Annotated in this window: 19 protein-coding genes and 3 pseudogenes; 7 read left to right on the plus strand and 15 right to left on the minus strand. The window is 70.1% G+C overall.

The features are described from left to right. Nucleotides 1-26 precede the first annotated feature (26 nt). Entirely contained in the window at nucleotides 27-1,229 is a 1,203-nt protein-coding gene (locus OG611_RS37500; RefSeq protein ID WP_266430731.1) for a cytochrome P450, read from the plus strand. Nucleotides 1,230-1,253: 24 nt separating this feature from the next. Here OG611_RS37500 and OG611_RS37505 read toward each other — a convergent pair whose 3' ends face one another. The 6 genes and pseudogenes from OG611_RS37505 to OG611_RS37530 all read right to left on the minus strand — a co-directional run bounded on the left by OG611_RS37505 (nucleotide 1,254) and on the right by OG611_RS37530 (nucleotide 8,213). Continuing rightward, complete coding sequence (locus tag OG611_RS37505; RefSeq protein ID WP_266430733.1) at nucleotides 1,254-2,132, minus strand: NmrA/HSCARG family protein; 879 nt, start codon at nucleotides 2,130-2,132, stop codon at nucleotides 1,254-1,256. A 45-nt stretch (nucleotides 2,133-2,177) separates the two neighbouring features. Next, nucleotides 2,178-3,978 (minus strand): annotated as a pseudogene (locus OG611_RS37510) (protein kinase). An 84-nt stretch (nucleotides 3,979-4,062) separates the two neighbouring features. Beyond that, complete coding sequence (locus OG611_RS37515) at nucleotides 4,063-5,313, minus strand: MFS transporter (protein ID WP_266430735.1); 1,251 nt, start codon at nucleotides 5,311-5,313, stop codon at nucleotides 4,063-4,065. A 49-nt stretch (nucleotides 5,314-5,362) separates the two neighbouring features. Beyond that, entirely contained in the window at nucleotides 5,363-5,692 is a 330-nt protein-coding gene (locus OG611_RS37520) for a hypothetical protein (RefSeq protein WP_266430737.1), read from the minus strand. Between the two features lie 413 nt (nucleotides 5,693-6,105). Next, entirely contained in the window at nucleotides 6,106-7,527 is a 1,422-nt protein-coding gene (locus OG611_RS37525) for an NAD(P)/FAD-dependent oxidoreductase (protein WP_266430739.1), read from the minus strand. Between the two features lie 80 nt (nucleotides 7,528-7,607). After that, nucleotides 7,608-8,213 carry a TetR/AcrR family transcriptional regulator gene (locus OG611_RS37530; protein ID WP_266430741.1) on the minus strand — a complete coding sequence of 202 codons (606 nt, stop codon included), beginning with the start codon at nucleotides 8,211-8,213 and terminating at the stop codon, nucleotides 7,608-7,610. Nucleotides 8,214-8,387: 174 nt separating this feature from the next. Here OG611_RS37530 and OG611_RS37535 point away from each other — a divergent pair, with 174 nt between their 5' ends. Further along, nucleotides 8,388-9,803, plus strand: a complete 1,416-nt coding sequence (locus tag OG611_RS37535; RefSeq protein WP_266430742.1) for a cytosine permease — start codon at nucleotides 8,388-8,390, stop codon at nucleotides 9,801-9,803. Nucleotides 9,804-9,904: 101 nt separating this feature from the next. Continuing rightward, entirely contained in the window at nucleotides 9,905-11,557 is a 1,653-nt protein-coding gene (locus OG611_RS37540) for an amidohydrolase (RefSeq protein ID WP_266430744.1), read from the plus strand. A 131-nt stretch (nucleotides 11,558-11,688) separates the two neighbouring features. On the opposite strand, the gene OG611_RS37545 is transcribed toward OG611_RS37540, so the two are convergent. The 5 genes from OG611_RS37545 to OG611_RS37565 all read right to left on the minus strand — a co-directional run bounded on the left by OG611_RS37545 (nucleotide 11,689) and on the right by OG611_RS37565 (nucleotide 18,197). Next, nucleotides 11,689-13,701, minus strand: a complete 2,013-nt coding sequence (locus tag OG611_RS37545) for a right-handed parallel beta-helix repeat-containing protein (protein ID WP_266430746.1) — start codon at nucleotides 13,699-13,701, stop codon at nucleotides 11,689-11,691. A 92-nt stretch (nucleotides 13,702-13,793) separates the two neighbouring features. Then, the gene (locus tag OG611_RS37550) at nucleotides 13,794-14,660 is read right to left on the minus strand and encodes a carbohydrate ABC transporter permease (RefSeq protein WP_266430748.1); all 867 of its coding nucleotides are present in this window, start codon (nucleotides 14,658-14,660) and stop codon (nucleotides 13,794-13,796) included. Continuing rightward, nucleotides 14,657-15,610, minus strand: a complete 954-nt coding sequence (locus OG611_RS37555; protein ID WP_266430750.1) for a carbohydrate ABC transporter permease — start codon at nucleotides 15,608-15,610, stop codon at nucleotides 14,657-14,659. The genes OG611_RS37550 and OG611_RS37555 overlap by 4 nt, the downstream gene beginning before the upstream one ends. Before the next feature lie 4 nt (nucleotides 15,611-15,614). Beyond that, nucleotides 15,615-16,877, minus strand: a complete 1,263-nt coding sequence (locus tag OG611_RS37560) for an ABC transporter substrate-binding protein (RefSeq protein ID WP_266430752.1) — start codon at nucleotides 16,875-16,877, stop codon at nucleotides 15,615-15,617. A 69-nt stretch (nucleotides 16,878-16,946) separates the two neighbouring features. Beyond that, a complete protein-coding gene (locus OG611_RS37565; RefSeq protein ID WP_266430754.1) occupies nucleotides 16,947-18,197 on the minus strand; it encodes a Gfo/Idh/MocA family protein in 1,251 nt (416 codons plus the stop codon). A 79-nt stretch (nucleotides 18,198-18,276) separates the two neighbouring features. Between OG611_RS37565 and OG611_RS37570 the strand changes: the two genes are divergently transcribed. Beyond that, nucleotides 18,277-19,428 (plus strand): ROK family transcriptional regulator, encoded by a 1,152-nt coding sequence (locus tag OG611_RS37570; protein ID WP_266430756.1) that lies wholly within the window; start codon nucleotides 18,277-18,279, stop codon nucleotides 19,426-19,428. A gap of 106 nt (nucleotides 19,429-19,534) precedes the next feature. After that, nucleotides 19,535-21,169, plus strand: a complete 1,635-nt coding sequence (locus OG611_RS37575; protein WP_266430758.1) for a beta-N-acetylhexosaminidase — start codon at nucleotides 19,535-19,537, stop codon at nucleotides 21,167-21,169. 60 nt (nucleotides 21,170-21,229) lie between these two features. On the opposite strand, the gene OG611_RS37580 is transcribed toward OG611_RS37575, so the two are convergent. The 4 genes and pseudogenes from OG611_RS37580 to OG611_RS37595 form a co-directional block, all read right to left on the minus strand. After that, nucleotides 21,230-21,439, minus strand: coding sequence for a hypothetical protein (locus tag OG611_RS37580; protein WP_266430760.1), 210 nt, complete (start codon nucleotides 21,437-21,439; stop codon nucleotides 21,230-21,232). Between the two features lie 52 nt (nucleotides 21,440-21,491). Beyond that, the gene (locus tag OG611_RS37585) at nucleotides 21,492-22,091 is read right to left on the minus strand and encodes a GNAT family N-acetyltransferase (protein WP_266430762.1); all 600 of its coding nucleotides are present in this window, start codon (nucleotides 22,089-22,091) and stop codon (nucleotides 21,492-21,494) included. A gap of 222 nt (nucleotides 22,092-22,313) precedes the next feature. Further along, nucleotides 22,314-23,759, minus strand: coding sequence for a glyceraldehyde-3-phosphate dehydrogenase (locus OG611_RS37590; protein WP_266430764.1), 1,446 nt, complete (start codon nucleotides 23,757-23,759; stop codon nucleotides 22,314-22,316). Between the two features lie 54 nt (nucleotides 23,760-23,813). Next, nucleotides 23,814-24,502: pseudogene (locus OG611_RS37595) on the minus strand (hypothetical protein); the annotation flags it as partial. Between the two features lie 383 nt (nucleotides 24,503-24,885). On the opposite strand from OG611_RS37595, the gene OG611_RS37600 reads away from it, so the two are divergent. Together OG611_RS37600 and OG611_RS37605 are read left to right on the plus strand one after the other, a co-directional pair. Further along, nucleotides 24,886-25,410, plus strand: a complete 525-nt coding sequence (locus tag OG611_RS37600; RefSeq protein WP_266430765.1) for a transglycosylase SLT domain-containing protein — start codon at nucleotides 24,886-24,888, stop codon at nucleotides 25,408-25,410. Nucleotides 25,411-25,564: 154 nt separating this feature from the next. Further along, nucleotides 25,565-26,031 (plus strand): annotated as a pseudogene (locus OG611_RS37605) (SpoIIE family protein phosphatase); the annotation flags it as partial. Nucleotides 26,032-26,046 lie beyond the last annotated feature (15 nt).

Consider the following 26,046-nt stretch of genomic DNA (forward strand, 5'->3'; position numbering starts at 1 on the left):
CGTTCCCGCGCAAGCCAGGAGGTCCTGTGTCCTGCCCCGCCGACTCCCACGTCCGCCCCGGCCCGTCCACGCCCCCGCTGCACCGTCTGGCGTTCGATCCACCCGGACCGCCCCGGCCCGTCGAGTCACCCGATGGGACTCGGGCCTGGCTGGTGAGCCGCTACGCCGACGTCCGCAAGGTCCTGAACGACGGTCGATTCGGGCGCGCAGGGCTCCACACGCCGGACTCCCCGTCCCTGTCCGGCGAATCCGGCCTGGTGAGCAGCGTCGACCTGATCTTCAACCAGGACGGCGAGGACCATCTGCGCCTGCGCCGCACCATGCGGCGAGCCTTCACGCCGCGGGCCGTCGCCCGCTGGCGGCCCTGGATCGCGACGATCGTCGAACAGTGCCTGGACGAACTCGCGGACAGCGCACACCCGATGGACCTGGTGGCCGGCTTCACCCTCCCGCTCCCGGTCGCGGTGATCAGCAGACTGATGGGTCTCGACACCGAGGCCCGGGAACGGCTGCGCCACTGGAGCCAGTACGCCTTCTCCGACGGCTCCCACCCCGAGGAGGAAATGGCGTCCGCGCTGGCGGAGTTCGCCGCCTTCGGAGCGGAACTGCTGGCCGAGCGACGCAGCGCGCCGGGCGAGGACCTGGCCAGCGTGCTGGTCGCCGCGGCCGATGCGGAGGGCGGCGTCCCGGAGGGACAACTCGTCGATCTCGTATGCGGGTTGGTCGTGGGCGGTCACGACAGCACCATGACCATGCTCGGCAATTCGCTGCTCTATCTGCTCGGTGAACGGCCGGAGGTCTGGCCCCGGCTCGGGGCGGACGAACAGGCCGCCGGGACACTGGCGGAGCGTCTGTTGCACCTGATTCCGCTCGGCGACGACCGGGGGACCGCGCGCTACGCCGCCACCGACACGGAGGTCGGCGGCGTGATGATCCCGGCAGGTTCGGTGGTTCTCGCCGACTGCGGCATGGCCAATCGCGATCCCGAAGTGTTCGCGCCCCGGCAGCTCGACGACCTCTTCGCGCCCTTGGAGGCGCCCACCCTGGCGTTCGGCGCCGGAGCGCACTACTGCCTGGGCGCCTGGCTGGCCCGGCTGGAGCTCCAGCTCGCCCTGCACCGGCTCGCCGCCCGCTTTCCCGGCCTGCGCCTGGCACAGCCCGCCGACACCGTCGAGTGGCACCTGGGCACCACCTCCCGCAGCCCGCGGCGGATCGCCGTCACCTGGTAGGAGCGCTCGTACGCGGTGCGGGAGTCACGCGGGGGGCTTCGGCCAGTCCTGGGCGTCCGCCCACGCGGTGTAGGAGGTCCAGGGGACGGTGGGGAACTGCGTTCGCAGCGCAGCCATGTCCACCCGGTAACCGGTGTTCGCGAGGAAGGTGTACATGGCAAACATATCGGGGTTGGTGGTGCGCAGGTCCTCCAGCGACGACTGACGGAACGCGACCGTGCCGCCTGCGGCCCGCCCGATCTCCGCAGCCATCCGGAGCGGTGTGGGATCGTCGCCCGCCACCTCGATCCGCTGCCCGATCCAGCGGTCCGGATCGGCGACGACCGCGGCCACGACACGGCCCAGATCCTGCCGCGCCACCTGTTGCAGGGGAGTGTCACCGGGGACCGGCATGGTGAGGAGGCCGACCGCCACCTCGTCCACGGAGCCCAGGGCATTGTCGTAGAAGTAGGCCGGTGCCACCACCGTCGCCGGCAGTCCCGAGGCGGCGAGCAGCTTCTCGGTCCTGGCCTTGGTCTCGAAGTGCGGGACACCGGTGTCCTGGTCCGCACTGGCGACGGAGGCCATCACCAGATGCGGCAGTGCGGCGTCCGCGGCCGCCCGTACGATCGCCGCGCCCTGGGCGACCTCGGCGTCGAGTCCGTCCTGGAACGGGGTGGTGACGGCGAACGCGGCCGTCGCGCCCCGGAACGCATCGGCGAGCGAGGCCGCGTCGGACAGATCCCCCGGCACGACCTCCGCCCCGGCCGCGGCCAACGCACGGGCCCGCCCGCTGCCGGGATCGCGCACCACGGCCCGCACGCCATGTCCCGCCTCCAGCAGGGCGGTGGCCACCGCGCCTCCCTGACCACCGGTCGCGCCGAGTACCGCGATGGACATGAGGTCTCCCTGTTCGAGCGACATGTGTCCATGCTGACCAGAGCCGGCCGAAGCTGCCACCGGGAGGGCTCAGCCGCCGGAGCCGGAGCCGGCCGCGTTGCGCCAGACGGTGAGGTCCAGAGTCATGTACTTACTGGGCGATTCCTCGCCCGAGAGCCCCTGGACCGTCACGAGGCCCATGTGCCCCGTCCCCGTCGTGACACAGATCTGCCGCCCCTTCGAGATCGTGTTCAGGTAGATGGTCTCGGTGAACCGGGTGTCCGCGCGGCAGGCCTCGAGTGATCCCTCCTGCCCGGGATCGAGCAGCACCAGGCTTCCGCCCGTGGTCTCCGCATCGAGATATCCACCGGTGTCGTAGGAGAGTTCGTACCCACCGTCCTCGCCCTGCTGGGGCCGCACGTTGTCGTCCCCGAGCGTCAGGTGGTAGCCGGCCGTCAGATCGATGCCCTTGTACTCGACGGGCTTCGGCTCGGGCTTGGTACTCGGCTTTGAGCCGGTCTCCTCGTTGCCGTCCTTGTTCCCGTCGCTCGTCCGACTGCCCTGCGAGGAGGTGTCTGCCTTCGTCTGCTCGCCCCTGTCCTTGAGTAGGAAATACAGCGTGCCGCCGCCCACGACACCGAAGACCAGCGCGGCGGCGATCGCGATGACCGCACGCCGCTTGCCGGAGCTCTCCGGGGGTCGGGGAGCCTGAGGCACGGGGTGACCGGGGTACGTCTGCGCCTGCGTAGGCATCTGGGTCGGGGCGTAGGCATGGGCGTGAGCCTGGGCCTGGGCCGGATTGGGCGTCTGGTAGTGGGGCTGGGGTGGGACTTGAGAGGGCTGAGCCGGCTGAGTGGGCTGGTACGCCACGGGCGGACCGTAGCCCTGTGGCGGGGTGTTCGGGGCCGCCGGCGTGGTCGGCGAGTAGGCCACGGGCGGCGCGGAGGCCGGCGGCGGCGGGGTCTGGACGGGCGCCGGGGCCGCCGCGCGCACCGTGATGTCGGCGGTGACCGGGGCCGGCAGCCAGTCCTCGGGGCGGCGCAGCACCGTCTCCGCGTTCGTGGACTGGCAGAGCGCGATGACCTCGGCGATCGACGGCCTGGCCGCGGGGTCCTTGGCGAGGCAACGGCCGACCAGTTCCATCAGCCGCTCCGGGACGCCGGTGAGGTCGGGTTCCTCATGGACGATCCGGTAGAGAACGCCGTGCGAGGTCCCCTCGCCGAACGCCGGGGCCCCTGTCGCCGCGTACGCCGCCACCTGGCCGAGCGCGAAGACATCGGTGGCCGGGGTGACCTTGCGGCCGGCGGCCTGTTCCGGTGCCATGAACGAGGGGGTGCCGATGGTGACGCCGCTGCGAGGTCGCGTCGGCGGCGTGGGCGATACCGAAATCGATGACGCGGGGACCGTCGGCGGCGAGCAGCACATTGGACGGCTTCAGGTCACGGTGGACGATGCCTGCGCCGTGGATGACGTGCAGTGCCTCGGCCATGCCGGCGATCAGCAGCACCACCGTCTCGACGGGCAGCGCCCCATGCGCGACGACCGCGTCGGCGAGCGAGGGGCCCGGCACGTACGCGGTCGCCAGCCACGGCTGCGCGGCGTCGGTGGCGGCGTCGATGACCGGTGCGGTGAACAGACCCTGTACGCGTTGCGCGGACTGCACCTCCTGGGCGAACCGGCGGCGGAATTCGGCGTCCTCGCCGAACTCGGGCCGGATCACCTTGATGGCCACGGGCCGCCCGCCGGGTGTGTACGACAGGCACACCTTGCCCATACCGCCCGCGCCGAGCTTGGCGGCGAGCCGGTATCCGGCGATGGTGGTCGGGTCGTCTCCACCGAGCGGTTGGAAGACCTGAGAGGCCCTTCCCGGGTCCGGCTGCTGACCACTCATCACTTACGTCTCCCACGCAGAACGCCGATATCGAACGGCACCCTGTACAAGGACGGGCTGTTGGCGCCCGTTCCGGCCAAGTGCTCAGAACCGGGAGGACGTTGTAGGCGATGGGTCCGGTTGCAGATCCGGGTTCTGAGGCAGCCTGCGCGCGGCGTACGAGCCCGCGCCCGCCGCGAGCAGCATCACGCAGCCCGTGAAGATCAGCCCGGCCTGACGCAGTCCGAGCCAGGTGGCCATGGCGCCGACCCCGACCACCGGCACGGAGATCCCGGCGTAGGCGACGACGAAGAACGCCGAGATGGTGCCGCCGCGGTGCTGCGCCGGGGCCGCGCCGCTGATCAGGGTGAGCGCGGCACGGAAGGCCAGTCCCTGGCCGCTGCCGCCGCACAGGGCGCCGAGGACGAGCAGGATCAGGGATTCGGCGATCAGCGACGACGCCACCAGCAGCAGGCCGACCACGAGGATGCCGCAGCCGACCGGGAGCGCGCGGCGTGCGCCGATCCGTTGGGTCAGGGCCTGCCCGACGGTCGAGGCGAGGAAGACGGAGAAGACCACGGCACCCGCGACAGCCAGATTGTGCACACCCAGCGTCTTCGAGGCGAAGCTCGGTGCGACCGCGGTGAACAGGCCGAGAAGAGCGAACCCGGCGAAGGCCGCCAGCGAGGCGGGCAGGAAGACACCCTTCACCTCGGGTGGAACGGACAGTCCCTGCGGCTTCAGGGGCGGGCGGCGCTTCGGCGCGGCAACGGTCTCCGGCAGGAGCCAGGTGATCCCGCAGGCCAGCACCACCAGTCCCAGGTGGACCCAGAACGGAAGTGTCAGTGGCCAGGGCGTGTACTGCGCGAGGATCCCGGAGAGCAGCGGCCCGCATCCCAGACCACCCATGTTCGCCGCGGTGGCGGCGAATCCCGCACGTGCCTTGTGCCCAGAACCCGCCAGTTCGATGACGGCCGCCGTCGCCGCGCCGCTCAGCAGCCCGGCCGCGCAGCCGGACAGCAGCCGCCCCGTGAAGAGCAGCGGCAGACCGCTTTCCAGCAGGAAACACCCCGCGCTCGCCGCCGACAACGCCATGGCGCACAGGAGCACAGGCCTTCGGCCGACCTCGTCGGAGTAGTTTCCCGCCACCAGCAACACCGTGATGACCGCGAGGGCATATACGGCGAAGACGACGGTCACCATCAGCTCGGAGAAGCCGATCTTTTCCTGGTAGAGCCCGTACAACGGGGTGGGCAGAGTGGTCCCGGCCATTCCGATGGCGAACACCAGTGCCGCGGCCACATAGCCCGGCCGCCACCCGCCACCGACGTTCCGTGTGCATTCGCGAACGTTCACGCGCATCACCTCGCGGCCGGTGCCCCGTCGCGGCCGGGCCCGGGACGGGTCAGTCCCAGAGCTCGTGTGTCACGACCCGCTCCGTCTGCGCCGGCCTGCCGTCGGTGTAGACGAGGTGGAGCCGAGTGAATTGCCGCAGTTCCGGATGGGTCTTCCAGGCCTCCGGGCGGTCGAGGCGCACGATGACGGGGTAGGAGTGGAACTTACCGGCCGCGCAATAGGGCTGACAGTCGTTCACCGCGTCAAGTGCCGTGCCCGCGGCGGATGTCGGTCCCCAGTGGGACCAGTGGATATCGATGAGGCGGTTGTTGCCGTCCCCGCAGGCGAGCAGGAAGTCGCCGGGGCGCACCTGCGCACCCGAGAAGCAGTCGACAGCCACCACCTGAGCCGATGGGCGGGACTCCGAGGACGCGGATGCGGCTGCTGATGCGGAGGTGGCTGCGGAAGTGGCTGCGGAAGCGGATGCCGGTACGGGGATCGCCGCTGCGAGCGCTGTGGCGGCGCACAGCATGACCGCTGTCCTGAGGTTGCGTTTTTGCATGTCGGCTCCTCGGCTGCCTCGTGTCGAGCCCACGCCGCCCGGAGCAGCCGTCGGTCGTGGCGCCTTTCTTCCAGCCGTCGTTCCTGAATCGACAATATGGCCACACCCAGTGATACACCACCTGTACGGGTGGGAACAGTGTGAAAATGGTGCGAAAGGTATTCGATTAGTCGCCGGACGTCATTTGTTACCGGTCAGGAGTGCCTTCCGGTCACTCCGGTCACTCCGGTCACTCCGGTTGCTCCGGACGTTCAGGTGGCGTGGTCCGGATGCCCCATGACCGACTCCCACTCCGCACGTGCGGGGCCGTCGAAATCGGGCGTGAAGTCCGGGTGTTCGCCCAGCCAGTGCGCCAGACGGGCGCGGACCTCTTCGGTGCCGTATGCCTGATCGGCGGTCAGGACGAGGTGGCGGACCTTCGCTCGTGCGCGCATGACCAGCGGGTCGTCGAAGGCGCAGGCGGCGAGGGCGGCCCTCTCGCGGCCGGCCGCGGTGGGAGGTTCGCTCGACACCCTTGCGGGATCGCTGAGTTGAGCCGCACTGGCCTGGTCCGCGGCGACCTGGACGTCGAACCACGGGCGCAGGGCCCGCGCGGTCCATCGGTGGTATTCGGCGGTGAACGACGCCGGGTCCGATGGGGTACCCGCATGGTGGGCCACCCACTGCCCCGCCCGCAGGGCCATGGCGACTCCCTGCCCCATCGTGGGATTGGTGTACGCGAGTGAGTCCCCGATGCCCACGAGGCCGGTGACCACGGGCCCGTCGGCGTCGGCCAGTGCGGTCCAGCGATTGTGCAGGCCGCCCATCGCGAGCACTCCGGAGACCGGCTCGGGCTCCAGGTCCAGCCAGGCCGCGATGGCGGGAAAGGTCCGGGCGGCCCGCTCGAACACCACGGGGTCCCGCAGGGCCGCGCGGGTGGGATCGGCGGTGGAGACCGTCAAGGACGCCGCGAAGATGCCGTTGTCCGACGGGAACACCCCGCCGACCGCGAAGGCTGAGAACGAGCCGGGTCTGACGCGTCCGGGGTCGCGCGGTCCATCGGGCCGCAGCCGGTACCAGCGGCAGAAGTAGGCGATCGGGACGCGGTGGTTCTCCACGACCGCCTCCCGGCAGCCTGCCTCGGTGAGCCACCGGGGCACCGGGGACCGGCGCCCGCCGGCGTCGAGCACCAGCTCCGCGCGGTGAGTCCGCGATGCGGACCGCACCCCCGTGACCCGCGGGATGCCGCCGTGCCGGTCGACGAGGAGGCCATCGACAGGCTCCCCGAGTCGCACATCGACGCCCGGCTCGCGGTGCACCGCATCGTGCAGAGCGGCCTCCAGCACGATGCGCCGGGTCCGGATCGTCACCAGATCCTGGTCTCCCGCGCGGGCGGGCGGACGCTCGGTGAACCAGGCGAGTTCGTTGTGTTCGCGGGCCCCCATGCGCACCATCTCGCGGTACACGTCCGGAGCCTCCGCGCGCAGCACGGTCCGGACCGGAGCCAGGAGTCCGTGCGGCTGGACCGCGTGCGGCACACCGGGGCGGTGCCAGCCGAAGAAGTCCCTGTCGAGATCACGGCCCGGCCGGTGGCCGTCCCGCTCGAACAGGGTCACCTGATGGCCCCGACGCCCCAGGAACAGTGCTGCGGCCAGGCCGCCCATCCCGCCGCCGACTATCGCAACCCGCGTCAATGTGGTCCCCTCCACGCCGTGTTGCCGACCCACCGTATCCCAGGGTCTCAGGGGGGCCGCCCCGCGGGGCGTCGGAGCGCTCAGCCCCGTTCCACCAGCCGCTCGGTCGCCGACAGCGCCATGCGCAGTGCACTCGCCCGGTCCGCTCCCCGCTGACCGAGGACGACGCGCGTACTCAACCCGTCGAGCAGGGCGAGGAGTTCGGAAGCGCGTGCCGCCGTGTCGAGGTCCGCGGCGAAGCGGCCCTGCCGTACGCCCTTGGCGAGGAGTGCTTCGAGGTCCTCCTGCCAGCCGCGGTCGATCTCGGCCTGGGCCTGTCGCAGCGGCTCGTTCGACGCCGTGCGCGCCCACAGTTCGATCCACAGCGTCCAGCGCGGATCGCGTGGCCCGCGGGGAAGGTACAGCTCAAGGAACTGGCCGAGCTTGCGTTCGACGCCGGCCCGGCCGGTCAGCAGGGCCCGGCGTTCCTCGGCGAGCGCGCTCTCGCTCCAGCCCAGCACCTCCAGGAGCAGCCGGTCCTTGCTGCCGAAGTAGTAGAGGATGTGGCCGCCGCTGGTGCCGAGGCGCTTGGCGAGTGCCGACATGGTGAGTGCGGCCAGTCCGTCCTCGGCGATGGCCGCCATCGCCTCCTCCAGCATGCGTTCCCGGGCCAGGTGCCCGTCACGCCGTCGCGCCGTCGCTGCCACGCCACCCCTCCGCCCCTCCACTGCGATGAACCCGGTGACGACCTTAGCCGCCGATTTCGGCAGAGGTCTTGACGGCCCCCGGAAACACATCTTGAATGCCGTTCTAACTTTTAGAACGGCATTCAAAGTACTGTTCCGGGCTCCCGGAGCACGCACGGATGAGGGGCAGGCCGCATGACGCAGCAGGAGACGACCGCGAGGGCGCCCGGCGGGCCGACGGCCACGGACCAGGTCTTCCAGGTCGAGACACACGGCATCGACCCGATTCCCGACGAGGACCGCCACGGCAGCGCGAAGGACCTGTTCTGGCTCTGGTTCGGCTCCAACCTGACCTTCACCTACGTCATCAACGGCGCCCTGGCCGTCGCCTTCGGGCTGTCCTTCTGGCAGGCGACCGGTGTCGTCGTCCTCGGCGGACTCGCGTTCTTCGCCATCAGCGCCGCCGGACTGAGCGGTGTGCGTACCGGCACCGCCACCCTGGTGATCTCCCGGGCCCCCTTCGGCGTACGCGGCAACTGGCCCGCCGGCATGCTCAACTGGGTGGTCAGCATCGGCTACACGATCCTCAACACGGTCGTCGGCACGCTCGCACTCGAAGCGTTCTTCGCCGATCTGGGCTGGGCGTCCGGCCGCACCGGGCGGGCCCTCGCCCTGCTGATCACCCTTGCGTTGACCTTCGTCGTCGCCCTCTGGGGCCACGCCACCGTCCAGTTCGCCGAGCGCTGGATCGCGTATGTCCTCGCCGTCGGGTTCGCCGCCCTCCTCGTGTTCCTCCTGCCGGGCACCGACACGGGCGGGGCGGCGGTCCACCCCGGCGCGTCCGGGTGGAGCCTGGCCTTCGTGGTGATGCTGGCCGGGCCGTTCTCGTACGTTCCGATGCCCGCCGACTACACGCGCTACCTTCCGAAGACGACCTCGATGCGATCGCTCACCTGGTACGGAGCCCTCGGCGGCTTCGTCTCCTCGGTCGCTCTGGGCGTGGCCGGGGTGGCCGCCGCCACGCAGACGGACATGACCGACGCCGTGGCGGGCACGGAGAAGCTGCTGCCGGGCTGGTTCCAGCCGCTCTTCCTCGCCCTCGTGCTCGGTGGCTCGGTCACCAACTCGATCGTCACGCTCTACTCGTCGAGCCTGAACCTCCAGGTGCTCGGCGTCCCCTGGAGCCGCTCCAAGGCCATCATCATCAGCGCGGCCGTCACCGCGGCCGGCTCCCTGTGCGCGCTCTTCCTCACCGACTTCACCAGCTCGCTGCTGTCCTTCCTCTCCCTGCTCATCATCGTGTTCGCGCCCTGGGGCGGCGTGTTCCTCGCGGACATGCTGATGCGCCGCTGCCGCTACGACGCCCCGGCACTGCACGCCGGACCCGACGGTGCCTACTGGTACCGGTCCGGCTACCACCCCGCCGGCATGACCGCGCTGCTCGCCGGCATGGTCTTCGCCGCCCTCACCTGCGATTCCGAGCTGTGGACCGGCCCGCTGGTCGCACCGTTGGGCGGCGCCGACCTGACGCTGCTCGGCGCGGTCGTCTCGGGGCTCGTCTACTGGGTGCTCGCACGGCGGACCGTCGCACCGCACACCGACCCTTCCTGACCGGCCGCCACGCGACGCCCACCGGCCGCGTGGCAACGCGCCGCCCGAACCACCGATCCACCGGACCGACCGCACCACCGCACCACAAGGAGTCACCTCACATGGCCAGCCCCGCCCGTCCCGCCCATCTCGTCCTGCGCAACGCCCGCATCCACACCGTCGACCCGGCGTTTCCCGAGGCGCAGGCCATGGCGGTGGTCGACGGCCGCATCGCCTGGCTCGGTGCCGACGAGGACGCCAGAGGGTGGACCGGACCGGAGACACGCGTCATCGATGCCGAAGGCAGGCTCGTGCTCCCCGGGTTCATCGACGCCCACAACCATGTCCGGCTCGGCTCGGACGACGCCTGCGTCCAGCTCTCCGGTGCCCGTACCCTCGACGAGGTCCACGCCCGTATCCGTGACTGGCACACGGCCAACCCCGGCGCCGAGTGGATCGAGGCGGAGGCCTTCGACTACTCGGCCATCCCGGACGGCCGGATGCCCACCGCCGCGGACCTCGACCCGGCCACGGGCGATGTACCGGCCTTCGTGCTCAGCTACGACGTGCACACCGCCTGGGTGAACACGGCCGGCCTGCGCCGTCTCGGCATCGACCGCGACCGCACCCACCTGCCCTTCGGCGAGGCCGCCACCGACCCGGCCACCGGTGAACCCACTGGCTTCATCAAGGACTTCGCGGTCAAGGGCCTCTCCCGCGACGGCCACCGGGCCCTGCGCGAGCTGGGTCTGCCGTGGGCCTCGCCGGACCGGCAGTACGGGCGACTCGCCAAGTCCCTGGACGACGCCATCGGCTTCGGCATCACCACGGTGGTCGAACCCCAGAACTCGCTCGACGACCTCCCCCTCTTCGAGCGCGCACGCGCCGAGGGCCGGCTCAAGTCCCGTATCGTCGCAGCCCTCTTCCACCCGCGCGGCACCACGGACGCAGACCTCGACGACTTCGCCGACGCCGCCCGGCGCCACGACGACGACCGGATCCGGGTCGGACCGCTCAAGCTCTACATCGACGACGTGGTGGAGCCGCGAACCGCGGCCCTCCTGGAGCCCTACGCGGGCTGCCGCCACCACCGGGGCGACACCTTCTACCTGCCCGAGGAGTTCGCCGAGCTGCTGACGAAGCTGGACGCCCGCGGCTTCCAGTGCTTCGTCCACGCGACCGGCGACAGGGGGATCCGTACGGTCCTGGACGCCGTCGAGCGGGCGCGCGCGGTGAACGGGGCGAGGGACGCCCGCCACCAGGTCGTCCACGTCGAGTGCCTCGACCCCGACGACACCCCGCGCTTCGCCGCCCTGGGCGTGGTCGCGTGCATGCAGCCCCGCCACAGCGCCCCGGAGGTCGCCGGCCCCGGCAAGGACTGGGCGGAGAACGTCGGGGCCGAGCGCTGGCACAAGGCATGGCCCATGCGCAGCCTGCACACGGCCGGGGCCGTGCTCGCGCTGTCCAGCGACTGGAACGTGGCCGAGATGGACCCGATGGTCGGCATCCACACCGCCGTCACCCGGCGTCCGCTGAGCGGTGGGGAGCCCTGGATGCCGCAGGAGACGATCAGCGTGGAGTCCGCGGTCCACGGCTACACGATGGGTTCGGCCTACGCCAACTTCCTCGAGGACGAACGCGGTTCGCTCACCGTCGGCAAGACCGCCGACTTCGTGGTCCTCTCCCGCGACATCCTGCGCGCCGCACCCGAGGACATCCCCGGCACCGTGGCGGAGACCGTCGTGGTCGGCGGCGTCGTCGAGCACACCGTGTGAACGGCCCTGACGGCCTCCCGGAGTTCCACGCGTCCGCGCAGCCGGGAGGCCGTCAGGGTTCCATCCGTTCACGAACTCGGCGGGGCGGCCCGGGTTGCGGGCCTCGGATGCCGTACGGGCCGCCCCACCCGTCAGGCGGCCTGGATCTCGTAGACCGCGAAGTTGCCCCACTGGAGGTGGGCGTCGCGGACCGTCAGGCGCAGACGCTCGGTCGTGACCCGCTGCGGCAGGGTGATCGTGCGCCGCTCGACGGCCGACGTGTTGCCGGTCCAGGCCAGTTGCTGTCCGGCGACCCGCGTCACCCACGACGAGCCGTTCCAGGTCTGCACATCGAGCTGCTTGATGCCCTGGCCGGTGGCGAAGGCGGTGTGCAGGGTGACGGAGCCGATGCTGGTGGGCTGCCGGTAGTCCACGTCGATGGTGCCGGGAAAGGCGATGCCTGCGGCCGCGCTGCTCCACGCGGTCGAGGTGTCGCCGTCGGCCATCCGGTAGGGATGGCTGTTGCCGAGCGTGGGGTACGACGTGGTGACGGCCGGGCGGTACGGGGCTCCGGTGAACTGGTGGAAGCCCCGGTCGGGAGCGGTGGCCGGGACCGGGTTGCCGAAGTAGTCCTTGATGCCCTGCGCCACCGCCGCGCCGCGCCCCCGCGCGGGGGAGTCGGCCTGGAGCTTGTAGCCCGCCGGGTCGGTGCCGATGGAGACCAGCTTCGGGTCCGCCCTGATCGCGTTGATGTCGCCGGAGGGGGCGACGGGCGTGCCGGTGCCCCAGTAGAGGTTGGAGTCGTAGACGGTGCTGTTGGCGGTGTCGTAGCCGGCGGTGGTGCGGTTGTAGAAGATGTTGTTGCGGATCTCGATGCCGCTCGCGTTGTTGTAGATGTGCACGATCTTGCCGAGCGGATAGTCGCCGGCCCCGGTGTAGGGCGGGTGCACGGTGACGACCCGGCCGCTCGCGTAGACCGTGTTGTTGTAGATGTGGGTGCCCGACGTCTCGGTGGAGAGGCTGAAGACCTCGTAGCCGTCGTCCTTGCTCAGGTTGTACCGGACCACGGTCTCCTTGGTCGGTGCTCCGTTGAAGGAGACGGTGATGAAGAACCCGCCGTCGTTGTCGTGGCTGTAGTTGTACTGGACGACGCTGTGGTTGTTGTCGGCGTCCGCGTCGAAGCCGTGGCCGTCGGTGCCCGGCCCGTTGAAGCCGGTGCCCGACACTTCGTTGCGCTGCACGAGCAGGTCGTCGTTGCCCTGCCACCAGATGGCGACGTTGCCGCCCTTGGTGTTGAGCCGGCCGCTGGCGGCCTTGTGGACGCGGTTGCCCTCGACGACGGCGCCCCTGGTGTGCATGGGAGTGATGCCGCCGGCCGTCACGTCATAGACGTAGTTGTCGCGGATCCTGACGCCGGTGCTGGGCGTCCAGGTGACGACCTCGCTGTCGGGGATGCCGGTCTCCACCGGGTACAGGCTGGTCATGCCGTTGCGCCGGGACCAGGTGGACCAGGTGATGATCCCGTACGAACGGATCCTGCTGACCTCGTTCTTCTCCACCACCAGGTTGTCGAAGTACGTGGGCGTCTGGTTGCCGCGGACGGAGACCAGCAGCCCGGCAGAGCTGACGGTGCTGCCGCCGGGGCCGTCGACGTCATGGATGTTCAGATTGCGCAGCGTGATGTTGGACAGCTTGCCCGCGTCCTTGGCGAAGAGGTTCACACCGGAGCGGGGGGTGGTGCTGTCGCTCCAGTTGGTCACCTCCAGCCCGTCGAGGGTGAAGTCGTGGACGTTGTCGAGCTTGACCGCGACATCGGTCGTGCCGCCGCCCTCGATCACCGGCTTGGCGCCGCTGCCGTACGAGCCGACGAGTGCCGGGGCGCCCACCGCCCCCGCTCCCTGGACGTCGAGCCGTCCCTTCCACCGCTGACCGGACTTGAACAGCAGCTGGTCACCGGGACCCAGCGTCAACTGACTCGCCCTGGCCAGGGACTTCCAGGCAGCGGACTCATTTCGGCCCGATGCGCTGTCGTTGCCGGATGCGGCGTCCACGTAGTACGTGGTGCCCGCCACGCGCGGATGGTGCTGGGCCGGGGTCGCCGCCTGCGCGGGCCCCGCCGCCACCGCGGAGAGCGGGAGGGCGAGAGCCGCCAGGAGCGCCCCCACGAGATGCCTCCGCGGGGTGGGTGAGGTGCTTGGGATGCGTGAGGTACGCAAGTCTCGGTCCTTCCGATCGGACTGCCGGTCTCTGTCGCGCGTTACTTACCGATCCCCGCAGTCATGCCCTCGACGATGCGGCGGCCCAGCCAGAGGTAGAGCACGATCATGGGATAGACCAGGATCACGATTCCGGCGAACAGGGCGCCCCAGTCGGAGCTGTACTGCATGGAGCCATAGAGGCTGAGAAGGGCCGCGGGCAGCGTGCGCTCCTCAGGCGTGGGTGTGATCAACAGGGCGAGCAACGTCTCGTTCCACAGGCCGATGACGTTGAGGATCAACACGGTCATCACGCCCGGCTTGGCCACCGGCAGCACGACCTGGACGAAGGCGCGCAGCGGACCCGCGCCGTCCAGCTCGGCCGCCTCCTCGATCTCGTGGGGCAGCGAGCGCATGTAGCCGGTGAGCACGAACACGGCGAACGGCAGCGACAGCACCACCTGGAAGACCAGGAGCGTGATGCGGTTGTCCCACCAGCCGGTGACCCAGTCGATCATGAACGTGGACACGGACAGCTTGATCACGATGATGGGGATCACGATCGTCTGGACCGGGATGCTCAGACCCATCGCGAAGTACCCGGTGAACCGCCCCGCGGCGCGCCGGTCGGAGCGGGCCAGGACGTACGCGGCGGGCGCCGACAGCGCGACGATCAGCAGGGATCCGACCAGGGTCAGGACGGTGCTGTTGAGCGCGGCGGCGGAGAAGCCGGCCGCCTTCCACGCCGCGGAGTAGTTGCCCCACTCGACGGTGGCCGGCAGCGCGAACGGCGAGAGCCAGACCTGCCCGGACTCCTTGAGCGACTGGAGGCCGACCCAGGCGACCAGCGCGAGGTTGAAGACGACCCAGGCCCACAGCGCGACGGTCGTCGCGCGCGGCACCAGAATGTCGCCGAGCAGGCGCCTCATGACAGCTCCACACGTTCGCGGCGGGTGACACGCCGGGTCAGTACGATGAGGATCGTCGTCACGATCAGGATGACGACGCCCATGGCGGCACCCGAACCCAGTTCGGGCACACCGCCGCCGGCCACCGAGGCGTACTGCTGCACCGCCACGGTGCGGGCCTGGATCGGCGGGCTGGCCGGAGTGCCGGCCGTGGTGAAGGCGATCACGATCTCGAACACCTTCAGGCTGTTGACCACCCACAACACGGCCGACACCGCGAACACGTCCCAGGTCAGCGGCAGTGTGATGTGCCGGAACTGCTCCCACTTGGTGGCGCCGATCAGCTTGGCGTCCTCGTACAGGTAGGGCGGGATGGAGTCGGCGGCCGACATCATCAGCGCCACGTAGAAGCCGGTGCTCGACCACACGAGCCCGGCGACGATGCACTTGAACACCATGTCCGGACCCAGCCACGGCCGCGCCTCGATGCCGGCCCAGCCCAGGATCGTGTTGACCGCGCCGTCGGGATTGAGGAGGAAGCCGATGGCGACACCGACCGCGATCACCGAGATGATCATCGGCAGGAAGATCACGGACCGGATGAAGGCCCGGCCCTTGACCTGCCGCAGCACCATCATGGACAGGAAGGTGAAGGCGAAGACCAGGGCTCCGCCCCCGAAGGCCAGCACGAAGGTGTTGACGAAGGCGGTGCGGAAGGCCTCGCTGCGCGTCAGCTCCAGGTAGTTGCCGAGGCCGTTCCACGTCATGGCGGAGCCGGGACCGGCCCACTTGTTGAAGCTGACCCAGAAGCCGAACAACGACGGCAGGACGAAGAGCGCGGTGTAGGCGATCAGCGCGGGGAGCAGGAAGGGCCAGAAGGCCCGCTCGCGCGCCGGCCGCACCCGTCTGCCCGCCCTGCCCGCGACGGGCGGCGCCGCTGTCGTGGGCGGGGTGAGTGTTGCTGTCCCCATGGGCTCAGCCCTTGCTGGCGAGGTAGTCGGCGGCCTTCTTCTTGCCGGTCTTCACGAAGGTCGCCGCATCGATCTTGCCGGAGAGCAACTGGTCGTCCAAGGGCAGGAAGACGTTGTTCCACCAGTTCTTGTCCGCGGCCATGTCGTCGTAGGTCCGATGGGTGTACTTCGCCTCGGCGACATCCTTCTGCACGCCAGCCAGATAGCCGGGCGCGGGGACGTCCGGGCGCGCGGGGATGTTGTGTGCGGTGCCGGAGATCTTCTCCTCGTACTTCTTCTGCAGGGCGAAGGCGAGGAATTCCTTGGCCGTCTCCAGGTTGTGGCCCTTGGCGTTGACACCCCAGCCGAGCGTGCCGACCTCCACGGAGTTCTTGCCGCCGGCCGGCAGCTGGAACGAGGCGACCTCGGTGCCCTTGGCCAGCTTCGGTCCGGTCTCGGCGGCCAGCCAGGTGCCGTTCAGGTTCAGGTCGTACTCGCCCTGGGCCCAGGCATCCTGCGCGGCAGGGTACTTGGTGGCCATGAAGTCCTTCTGGAAGTAGCCGCCGTCGGCCAGCTGCTCCACCTTCCTGGCCGCCACGAGAACGGCCGGCTTGTCCCAGGCGGCCGGATCCTTGCCCAGGGCGCTGAGGCTGCCGGCACCCTCGGAGCGGACCAGGGCCGAGTAGAACCAGTACGCGTTGTAGAAGTTGACCGTGCCGTCCTGGCCCAGCGGCGTGCGGCCGTCCTTCTTCGCCTCGTCGAGATAGGCGATGAACTCCTTCCACGTCCTGGGAGCGAGCCCCGCGTGCTTGGACGCGTCGTACCAGACGGCCGTGGAGATCACGGTGTGGGCCATGAAGCGCACATGGTCCTTGTCGGTCGACGCCTTCTGTACGGAATCCGGCAGCACGTCCCGCACCTTCTTGCCCTCGCCCGGTACCTCCATGTCCAGGACGTCGTCGAGCGGCTCGGCGAGATTCTGGGCGACGAAGGCGCCGACGCTGTCGGTGGAGGTGTCGAACAGGTCCGGGCCCTGGCCCGCGTTCATCTCGGTGGGGAGGGTGTCGGTGCCCTTGCGGCCCACGAACTTCAGGTCGACCTTGGTGCCGGTCGCCGTGGTGAAGTCGTCGGCTATCGACTTGATGAGCTTCCCCTGCGGTTCGTCGGCACCCCAGGAGGAGGTGTAGACAAGTTCCTTGTCCGAGGAGCCGGAACCGTTCTTCTTGCCGCAGGCGCCTACGCTCAGGGCGAGAGCTCCGACGGTGAGCATGGCTGTCAACTTACGCACGGGGGTGTGCCTTTCGTGAGGGTGGCTGGTGGGCGCGGGAGTCCGCGGGCGTGGTGCGACGGCCGGGGATCAGTCCGGCAGGAGGGATACGACGGTGCCGGTGCGGCGAGCGCGCTCGGCCGCCCAGACGACCCGGTGCGTGGCGAGGCTCTCGGCGCCGTCGGTGAGTACCAGGGAGGGGTCGTTCCCGCTGATGGCGTCGACGAAGGCGTCGAACAGGGACGCGTCACCGCCGCCGTGCCCGGTGGCTGCCGTGGGATCGCCGTTGGCACCGGTGTCGATGACGGTGACCTCGTCGGTCACGAAGTCGTGCACGCGCAGGACGACGCCGTCGCCGTCGATGGAGCCGCGGGTGCCGAAGATCCGGGTCTTGCGGTGTTCCAGTGCCGCGAACGCGGTGACCGTGCAGGTGGCGGAGGTGCCGTCGGCGAACTCCATGGTCACCACCTGCGTGTCGACCACGTCGTTGTCACAGGAGTACGCGCACCGGCCGTACGGGCCCTCGCGCAGCGCCGCGAGCACCCCCTCCTCGGTGTGGTCGGCCGTGACTGCGGACAGCGGCCAGAACTCCTTGTCCACGTCCCCCAGACAATCGAGGTAGATGCGTTTGGCGGAGTACGGGCAGGTGGACTCCACCGGGCACGCCACGCATCGGTCCGCCGCGCCGTCGGGCCGGTTCTCGGCCCGGAAGTGCACCAGATTGCCGAACGAGGACACCCGTTCGGGCAGTGCTCCCTTGACGTGGGCGATCCAGTCGAGGTCGTGGCAGGCCTTGGTCATCAGCATCGGGCCCGACTCCTCCTGGCTGCGCCAGTTGCCCCGGACGAACGAGTGGGCCTGATGCCACCAGCCGACCTGTTCCAGGTGCTGGATGTTCATCACGTCGCCGATCCGGCCCTCGGCGATGAGCTCCCTGAGCCTGACGGTGTAGGGGGTGTAGCGCATGACGTGACAGACGGCCAGCAGAACGTCATTGCGGTCGGCGGCCGCGGAGATGGCGGCGGCCTCCTCCTCCGTCTGCGCCATCGGCTTCTCCAGGAGCAGGTGGTAGCCGAGCTCCGCGGCCCGCACCGCGGGCGCCGTGTGCATGCTGTCCTGCGTCGAGATCACCGCGGCGTCGGCCAGCCGGTCCCGGGCGAGCAGATCCCGCCAGTCGGCGAAGACGTTCTCGGCCGGTACGTCGTGCGCTGCGGCCATGCTGCGCCTGCGTTCCGGATCGGGCTCGGCGACGGCCACGACACGCGCCGCGCCGGTCTCCAGAGCACGCCGCGCGTAACTCATACCGCGCAGCCCCGCCCCGATGATGGCGAGAGTGACCACAAATACCCCCTCGGACTTGCCACTTACTAATGCAAGCTGTTTTTATTTCTCGGGTACAGAGCCTGTCAAGGGAGTGACGGTGACAATTTCCGGAGGCGACACCTCGCGGCTGCGGCGCATCAACCTGGTCACGACACTTCGCGCCCTGCGCGGCCAGGGCCCCCTCAGCCTCACCGAGGTCACCAGGCGCACAGGTCTGTCCCGCCCGACCGTGGAGAGCCTGACGGAAGAGCTGCTCGGTTCCGGATGGCTGAAGGAACTGCCGCCGCAGCCAGGCCACATGGGCCGTCCCGCCCGGCTGTTCAGCTTCCACTCCACCGGCGACTACGTGCTCGGGATCGACATCGGTTCGTACAGCATCAGAGCGGCCGTCGCCGACCTCGACGGCACCGTCGTCGCGTCCCGCACCCAGCGGGTGAGCGCGGACGCGGGGCGCGCCGAGCGGCTGGCCGCCGTGCGCGCGACGGCCGTGGACGCACTGGAGTCGGCGGCGATCGGGCGCGTCCAGCTGGCCGCCGTCTGCGTCGGCACCACGGGGGTGGTCAGCCATGACGGCCTGGTCAAACGCTGCGTCGGCCTGCCCGAATGGGACGGGCTGGACCTCGCGGGGGAGATGGCCGTCGACTTCGACTGCCCGGTCCTGGTGGAGAACGACTGCAATCTGGCCGCACTCACCGAAGGCTGGATCGGCGAGGCCCAGGGCGTCGACGACGTGGCCTTCGTCCTGTCCGGAGTGCGTACCGGGGCCGGTCTGCTGATCGGCGGCCGGGTGCACCGGGGGCGCGGGGGAGCGGCCGGCGAGATCGGCGCACTGTCCCTGGTGGGCTGGCACCGGGCCACCTCGCATCTGACCGGCTATCCGAAGATGCCGGCGGACACCCTGCCCCAGGAGGCCGCCGAGTACGTCTTCGCCCAGGCCCGCACCGGTGAACCGGCGGCCCGCTGGGCCGTCGAGCAGTACGCCCACGACCTGGCCGAGGGCATCGCCGCCCTGGTCCTGGCCCTGGACCCGGAACTCGTCGTGATCGGCGGCGGGGTCTCGCGCTCCGGTGACGTACTGCTGGAGCCGCTGCGGCGGCACCTCGACCCGCTGTGCCTGGAACCCCCGGCGCTCGCGGTCTCCTCCCTCTCCGACCAGGCCGTGGTGCTGGGCGCCGTGCGGCTCGCTCTCGATCACGTGGACGCCCGGCTGTACGACGTCGACACGGTGCTGCCCGAACCGTCGTCCTGAGCGTGCCCGCCGGAGCGGTCCATACAGGTCCGGTCTTAACCAAAGTCTCTGTATATGTAGGGCGGGTGTCCTCGGGACACGGGCCCGTCGAAAGGAATCGGCAGGAATGACGCCCCCCATGTTGCTGCCCCGGCCCGTCACGGTCCGACCCGCCCCGGGAGAGTTCCCACTCGACGCGGCCACCACGATCAAGGCCCCCGGCGAACTGACCACGACCGCCGCCTGGCTGCAGTCGGCCCTGCGCCCCGCGACGGGGCTGCCCCTGCCCCTCACCGACGAGAAGCCCGGACCGGGCATCGCCCTGACGTTGCGTCCGGAACTGGGGGCCGAGGCATACCGGCTGGAGTCCGGGCCGGCCGGTGTCCGCATCGAAGGCGGGGACGCCGGCGGGGTGTTCTACGGCTGCCAGGCCCTGCTGCAACTGCTGCCGCCACGGATCTACCGCAGCTCCCGGACCACCGACGAGCGGTGGGCGGTGCCGGGGACGATCGTCGAGGACGCGCCGCACTTCCGCTGGCGCGGAGCCATGCTGGACGTGGCCAGGCACTTCCTGCCCAAGCGGGAGGTGCTGCGCTTCATCGACCTGATGGCGATGCACCGCCTCAACACCCTCCACCTCCATCTCACCGACGACCAGGGCTGGCGCGTGGAGATCCTGCGCTTCCCGCGTCTCACGGAGACCGGTGGATGGCGCAGTTCGTCCCAGTTGGGTTCCACGGACGACGACAGGACCGAGGACAGGCCGCACGGCGGCTACTACACCCAGGACGACATCCGCGAGATCGTCGCCCACGCGGCGCAGCGCGGCGTCACGGTCGTACCGGAGATCGACGTCCCCGGACGCTCCCAGGCGGCCATCGCCGCCTACCCCGAACTGGGCGTGATGGGCGAGCAGTTGGAAGTCATGACCCGATGGGGCGTCAGCCCCCACACCCTGAACGCGGAGGAGTCGACCATCGAATTCTTCCGGGGGGTCTTCGACGAGGTCATGGCCCTCTTCCCCAGCACCTTCATCGGTGTGGGAGGCGATGAGTGCCCCAAGGACCAGTGGAAGGGCGATCCGCGCACCCGGCAACTCATGGCCGAGCGCGGCCTGTCCGACGAGAAGGCCCTGCAGGCGTGGTTCATCGCCCGGATCGCCGCCCACGTCGCGGAAGGCGGGAGGCGTGTCTTCGGCTGGGACGAGATCCTGGAAGGGGATCTCCCGCCGGGTGTCGCGGTGGCCTCCTGGCGCGGGATGACAGGCGCCGTGACCGCCGCACGCCGGGGCTTCGACGTGGTGTCCTGCCCGGACGACCAGGTCTATCTCGACTACCGCCAGTCGGAACATCCCGACGAGCCGATTCCGGTCTCCGTCCCCGTGACGCTGGAGGACGCCTACTTCTTCGACCCGGTCCCGGACGGCCTGACCGACGAACAGGCCGCGCGGGTGCTCGGGGGACAGGCCAATCTGTGGACCGAGCACATGGACACGCCGCGCATGGTGGACTACTACGCGTTCCCCCGCCTGTGCGCGGTGGCCGAGGCGCTCTGGCGCGGCGCGGGCGACCGTGACTTCGACGAGTTCCGAACCCGTCTGTACGACGCGCACCTGCCCCGGCTCGACGCCATCGGTGTGGAGTACCGGGCGCCGACGGGCCCACTGCCCTGGCAGACGCGGCCGGGCATCGTGGGCGCACCCGCGACGAGGGCCGATCGCGAGGCGCACATGAACCGACGTGTGGCGGCCATCCGTTCCTGAACGGGTGCACGGCGGTCCTCCGCAACCCGCGAGCTCCGGCGCAGGTTGCGGACCGCGCGCTCAGAGCGATGGTTCGAGGTGTGCCCAGGGGCGTTCGGCCTCGATCCCGGCGGCGAGCGCGAGAAGCGTTCCCTCGCCGCCCAGCGGGCCGACGAACTGCACGCCGAGGGGCAGACCGTCGGGAGTGCGGTCCGGTGAGACCTCTCCCCGGGCGACCGATTCGGCCGGACCCACCGCGTCATGGGCTCGGTACTCGCTGTAGTGCATCATCAGGACCCCGCCTCCCTCTGCGTCCCGCGGCTCATGTGACGTCCAGACGCTCTCACAGCGCGTCCGAGGCGTCACCCCGGATGCGAGCGTGCAGATGCTGGTCGTGCCATCCGTCCGCGTGCAGCAGTGCGCCGCGCATGACGCCTTCGAAGGGGTATCCGGCCTTGTGCGCCACTCGGCAGGCGGCAGGGTTGGCCACCGAGTGGCACAGCCGCAGGCGATGCAGCCCCAGATCCTCCAGGGCCCACTCGCTGACGTGCCCCACGGCCTCGACCGCGACACCACTGCCACGGGCCGCCGGCAGGAGCCAGTAGATGATCTCGGCGCTGCCGCCTTCGAGATCGACGTCGTTCAGCCCGATGAGTCCCGTGGCCTCGCCGCCAGGCCGGGCGATGGCCCAGATCACGCCCGTCTCGGCCTGCCAACGCCCGTGCATGCGCTCGATCCTGTTGCGCGCGTCCTGCACCGACTCCACGACGAGGAGGTTCCATCGGCGAATCGCCGGATCCTGGCCGGCGGCTGCCAGCACATCGGCATCGTCCTGGCACCAGGGGCGCAGCCCCAGGCCGTTGGGGAGGCCGAGTACCGGTTGGCGGTTGCGGGCCATCCGACCTGCGGGAACGACAGGGGATATGGGCGCACTGGAGATCATCGGGGCATCGTGCCACAGGCCTTCGGCGCGCGATATCCGATGATCCGCCGCGAAGGCAGTCCGCCGCGGAGACCGCGTACGTGGACCGTCTCGCGCACCGGGAAACGCAGAGGCACCAAGGGCGCCCGATGAGCAGCTGCCCATCGGGCGCCCTTGATGGCGCGTCCGGATGATCCTCGTCCCGCGGCGGGCGTGCCGGCCCGGGGGAGGGGGCCGCCGGTCTCAGACCGCCGGGGCCGGGTAGGTCGGGTACTCCACGCCGGAGACGTGCTGGACGACGCGGATGACCTGGCACGAGTAGCCGAACTCGTTGTCGTACCAGAGGTAGAGGATCGCGTTGTCGCCATCGACCTTGGTGGCACCCGCGTCGACGATCGAGGCGTGGCGCGAGCCCATGAAGTCGCTCGACACCGCGTCGGGGGCGGTGGTGAAGTCGATCTGACGCTTGAGCGGCGAGGTCAGCGACACATTGCGGAGGTAGTCGAGGACTTCGTCACGGGTCGTCTCGCGCCCGAGTCGCAGGCTGAGGATGGCGATCGAGACGTCCGGCACCGGGACACGGATCGAGCTGCCGGTGATCGGCGCCTTGAGCTCGGGCAGCGCCTTGGCGACCGCGGACGCGGCACCGGTCTCGGTGATGACCATGTTCAGCGGCGCGGAGCGGCCGCGGCGGTCGGCCTTGTGGTAGTTGTCCAGCAGGTTCTGGTCGTTGGTGAACGAGTGGACGGTCTCCACGTGGCCCCGCAGCACGCCGTACTCGTCCGCCATCGCCTTCAGCGGCGGCACGATCGCGTTGGTGGTGCAGGACGCGCAGGACAGGATCTGCTCGTCCGGCTTGATCGTGTCGTGGTTGACACCGTGCACGATGTTGGGGACGTCGCCCTTGCCCGGAGCGGTCAGGACGACCTTGTCGATGCCGGGACGCAGGTGCTTCGACAGACCCTCGCGGTCGCGCCACTTGCCGGTGTTGTCGATGAGGATGGCGTTCTTGACGCCGTACGCCGTGTAGTCGACCTCGGACGGATCGTTGGCGTAGATCACCTTGATCTCGTTGCCGTTGGCGACGATCGTGCTCTTCGCCTCGTCGACGGTGATCGTGCCCTGGAACTGGCCGTGGATCGAGTCGCGGCGCAGCAGCGAGGCACGCTTGACGATGTCCTGGTCGCCGCCCTGACGGACGACGATGGCGCGCAGCCGCAGCCCGTTGCCGGAGCCGGCCTTCTCGATGAGCAGGCGGGCGACGAGGCGGCCGATACGGCCGAAGCCGTAGAGGACGACATCGCGTCCGTCACCGCGCTCGATCTTGTTGGCACCCGTGGCACCGGCGACGGCCTCGGCGGTGAACTCCTCCACCGACAGACCGCGCTCGTCGGCCGCGTAGGTCGCGGCGAGCATGCCGATGTCGATCTGGGAAGGGCCGAGGTCGAGCGTGGTGAGGGCCTGGAGGAACGGCAGTGTGTCGGTGACCGAGAGCTCCTCACCGGCGATCTGGCGGGCGAATCGGTGGGTCTTCAGGATGCTGACCACCGACTTGTTCACCAAGGAGCGGCTGTGGAGCAGGACCGTTACGTCCCGCTCCCGGTGCAGTTTCCCGATGACCGGGATCATCGACTCCGCGATCTCCTCGCGGTTCTTCCAGCTGGTGAACGAGTCGTCATTGACAGTCACAGGTTTATCTTTCGAGCTAGGCGGCGCTCATATGGTAACCCCTCGCTACTTTGATCATTCAAACGGGTCACCCGGGCCGGGTGCCGTGATCGGTCCCTTCGGCGGCGCCGACACCTCCGCGTCGCTCAAGTCCCTCGGTGTGCGCGTGGCCACGTTCGGCGCCATGCACCCCCGGGGCGGTCCTGCCGCCGAGGCTGTCTTCGTCGAGGGCACGAACTGCCGTGGCATGGGGGGCTCGGGCAGGGTGCGATACAACAGCCAGCTCAGGGCGGGCATCAGGATCGGCGGTGTGAGGGCCGTCTGCAGGGAGGTGGCGTCGGCGATGCAGCCGATGACAGGGCTGATCGGGCCGCCGATGCTGACGGTCAGCCCGAGGGTGATCCCACTGGCGGTGCCGACGCGCGAGGGCAAGTAGTCCTGGGCCAGGGTGACTTGCAGCGAGAACGGGACGTACGGGCCGACGGAGGTCAGGGCGGTGAACAGAGGGCGCAGGGCGCGGGCGTGCCCGCGGCCGTACCGCCTCCCGTGTGCTGCCGGGCGTAGAACGAGATGAAGGTGCTCAGGCCGACGAAGGCGATGGACCGGCAGACCACGGCGAGCGAAAGCTCCACGAAAGAAGCCTTGTCGTCGGTCCCCGTCGCGGCCGCGGCACCGGGGCCGTCGGATGTCGACTTCTCCAGTGCGCGCAGGACGGGCAGACGCAACACACTGCCGACGATGGCCGGCGCCACGAGCAGTGGGGACGCCGGACCGTACGGCGCCGTTGTCGTCGAACCCGGGCTCGGGCACCTCGAAATGGCCCCCGGAACGGCCCTGTGGATGTGATGCCCCCCATAGGGGCCAGGTCACATCCTAGGGAGGGTAGTAGGAGCAGGGCCGCTCGAACGGCATGGAATCGGCCCAGAATGGTTTATTTCGGACATTGTTCCGTATTGGGGTAGTACGTCACATCATTGACCCCCACCCCGGCCGCCGCTAACCATGGCTGTCGTTGCGGGGAACCGCGACCGGACCGCACGGACACCGCCGGGCCGCTCGCCCCCTCCCGCACCACGCAGGGCCCCGCCCCGCACCACGCCTCCGGCACCGGACGGCGACACCACACCCACAGGAGAGTCACTTCCGCATGACCACGCAGACCCGCACCGGCCGCATCGCCCGCATCCGCACCCTGTCCGTCGCCGCCCTCGCCACCACCGGCGCAGCCGCAGCAGCCCTCACCCTGACCTCGACCTCCGCACAGGCGGCCGAGACGAAGCAGAGCGCCCCCGTCGTCCGGACCGCCCCCACCGGCGACGTCCAGGACACCCAGAAGGCCGGCAAGGGCTACGCCAACAACCTCGACGGCTGGATCAAGGAATCCCTGGCCATCATGAAGGCCAAGGGCATACCCGGCAGCTACGAAGGACTGCACCGCAACATCATGCGCGAGTCCGGCGGCAACCCCACCGCCCAGAACGGCTGGGACATCAACGCCCAGAAGGGCACCCCCTCCAAGGGCCTGCTCCAGGTCATCCAGCCCACCTTCAGCGCCTACCACGTCGCCGGCACCGCCCACGACCTCACCAACCCCGTCGCCAACATCACCGCGGCCGCCAACTACGCCGCCGACCGCTACGGATCCATCGACAACGTCAACTCCGCCTACTGAGCCAGCTGTGCTTGAGTGTCAGGAAGCGACACCGTGTGGACTGTTCGATGGGCCGTTGTGAGGCCCGACGGACCTCGCGGTCGTGCGTACAGGACTGCTGGACGGGCGGGGTGGGATCACGGGGATGATCGAGCGGCTGTGGGCGGCCCCGGCGAGCCCGGTCGACGTCCCGGTCCTCGGCCCGGACGGGCACGTCGTACTCCTGCTGCACCGGGTGGAGGACGTCACCGAACTGATCCGCGCCGCGGTGGTCACAACGGCGGGGACCGGGCCAGGGTGCTGGAGGCCGGCCTCTGCACCCGGGTCGGGGAACTCCAGGAAGCAGACGAGCGGCTCCGGCAGGCCCACGCCCGCGAACGCGAAGTCGCCCCGGCCCTGCGGGCCGCGATGCTGCCGACCTCCGGCCCGGCCGGCCGCCGCCGGGCAGCGGTGCGCCACCGGCCGGCCGTCGGTTCCCTGAACGTGTGCGGCGACCGGTACGACTTCGCCGAACCGACGGGGGACCGGATCGCGGTGGCCGTCGGGGACTTCGTCGGGCACGGCCTGCACGCGGCCGGAGTCATGGGTCGGCTCAGCAGCGCGCTCGGCGCCGCCGTGCGCGTGGCCGACGGCCCCGCTCGACGCAGGCGGGCTGTA

This window comes from Streptomyces sp. NBC_01363 (assembly GCF_026340595.1).
Classification (GTDB): domain Bacteria; phylum Actinomycetota; class Actinomycetes; order Streptomycetales; family Streptomycetaceae; genus Streptomyces.

Coding starts and splice junctions, on each gene's coding strand:
- OG611_RS37505 (WP_266430733.1), bottom strand. CDS start 2,132: ATGTCGCTCGAACAGGGAGACCTCATGTCCATCGCGGTACTCGGCGCG.
- OG611_RS37540 (WP_266430744.1), top strand. CDS start 9,905: ATGGCCAGCCCCGCCCGTCCCGCCCATCTCGTCCTGCGCAACGCCCGC.
- OG611_RS37585 (WP_266430762.1), bottom strand. CDS start 22,091: ATGATCTCCAGTGCGCCCATATCCCCTGTCGTTCCCGCAGGTCGGATG.
- OG611_RS37535 (WP_266430742.1), top strand. CDS start 8,388: ATGACGCAGCAGGAGACGACCGCGAGGGCGCCCGGCGGGCCGACGGCC.
- OG611_RS37550 (WP_266430748.1), bottom strand. CDS start 14,660: ATGAGGCGCCTGCTCGGCGACATTCTGGTGCCGCGCGCGACGACCGTC.
- OG611_RS37600 (WP_266430765.1), top strand. CDS start 24,886: ATGACCACGCAGACCCGCACCGGCCGCATCGCCCGCATCCGCACCCTG.
- OG611_RS37575 (WP_266430758.1), top strand. CDS start 19,535: ATGACGCCCCCCATGTTGCTGCCCCGGCCCGTCACGGTCCGACCCGCC.
- OG611_RS37555 (WP_266430750.1), bottom strand. CDS start 15,610: ATGGGGACAGCAACACTCACCCCGCCCACGACAGCGGCGCCGCCCGTC.
- OG611_RS37580 (WP_266430760.1), bottom strand. CDS start 21,439: ATGATGCACTACAGCGAGTACCGAGCCCATGACGCGGTGGGTCCGGCC.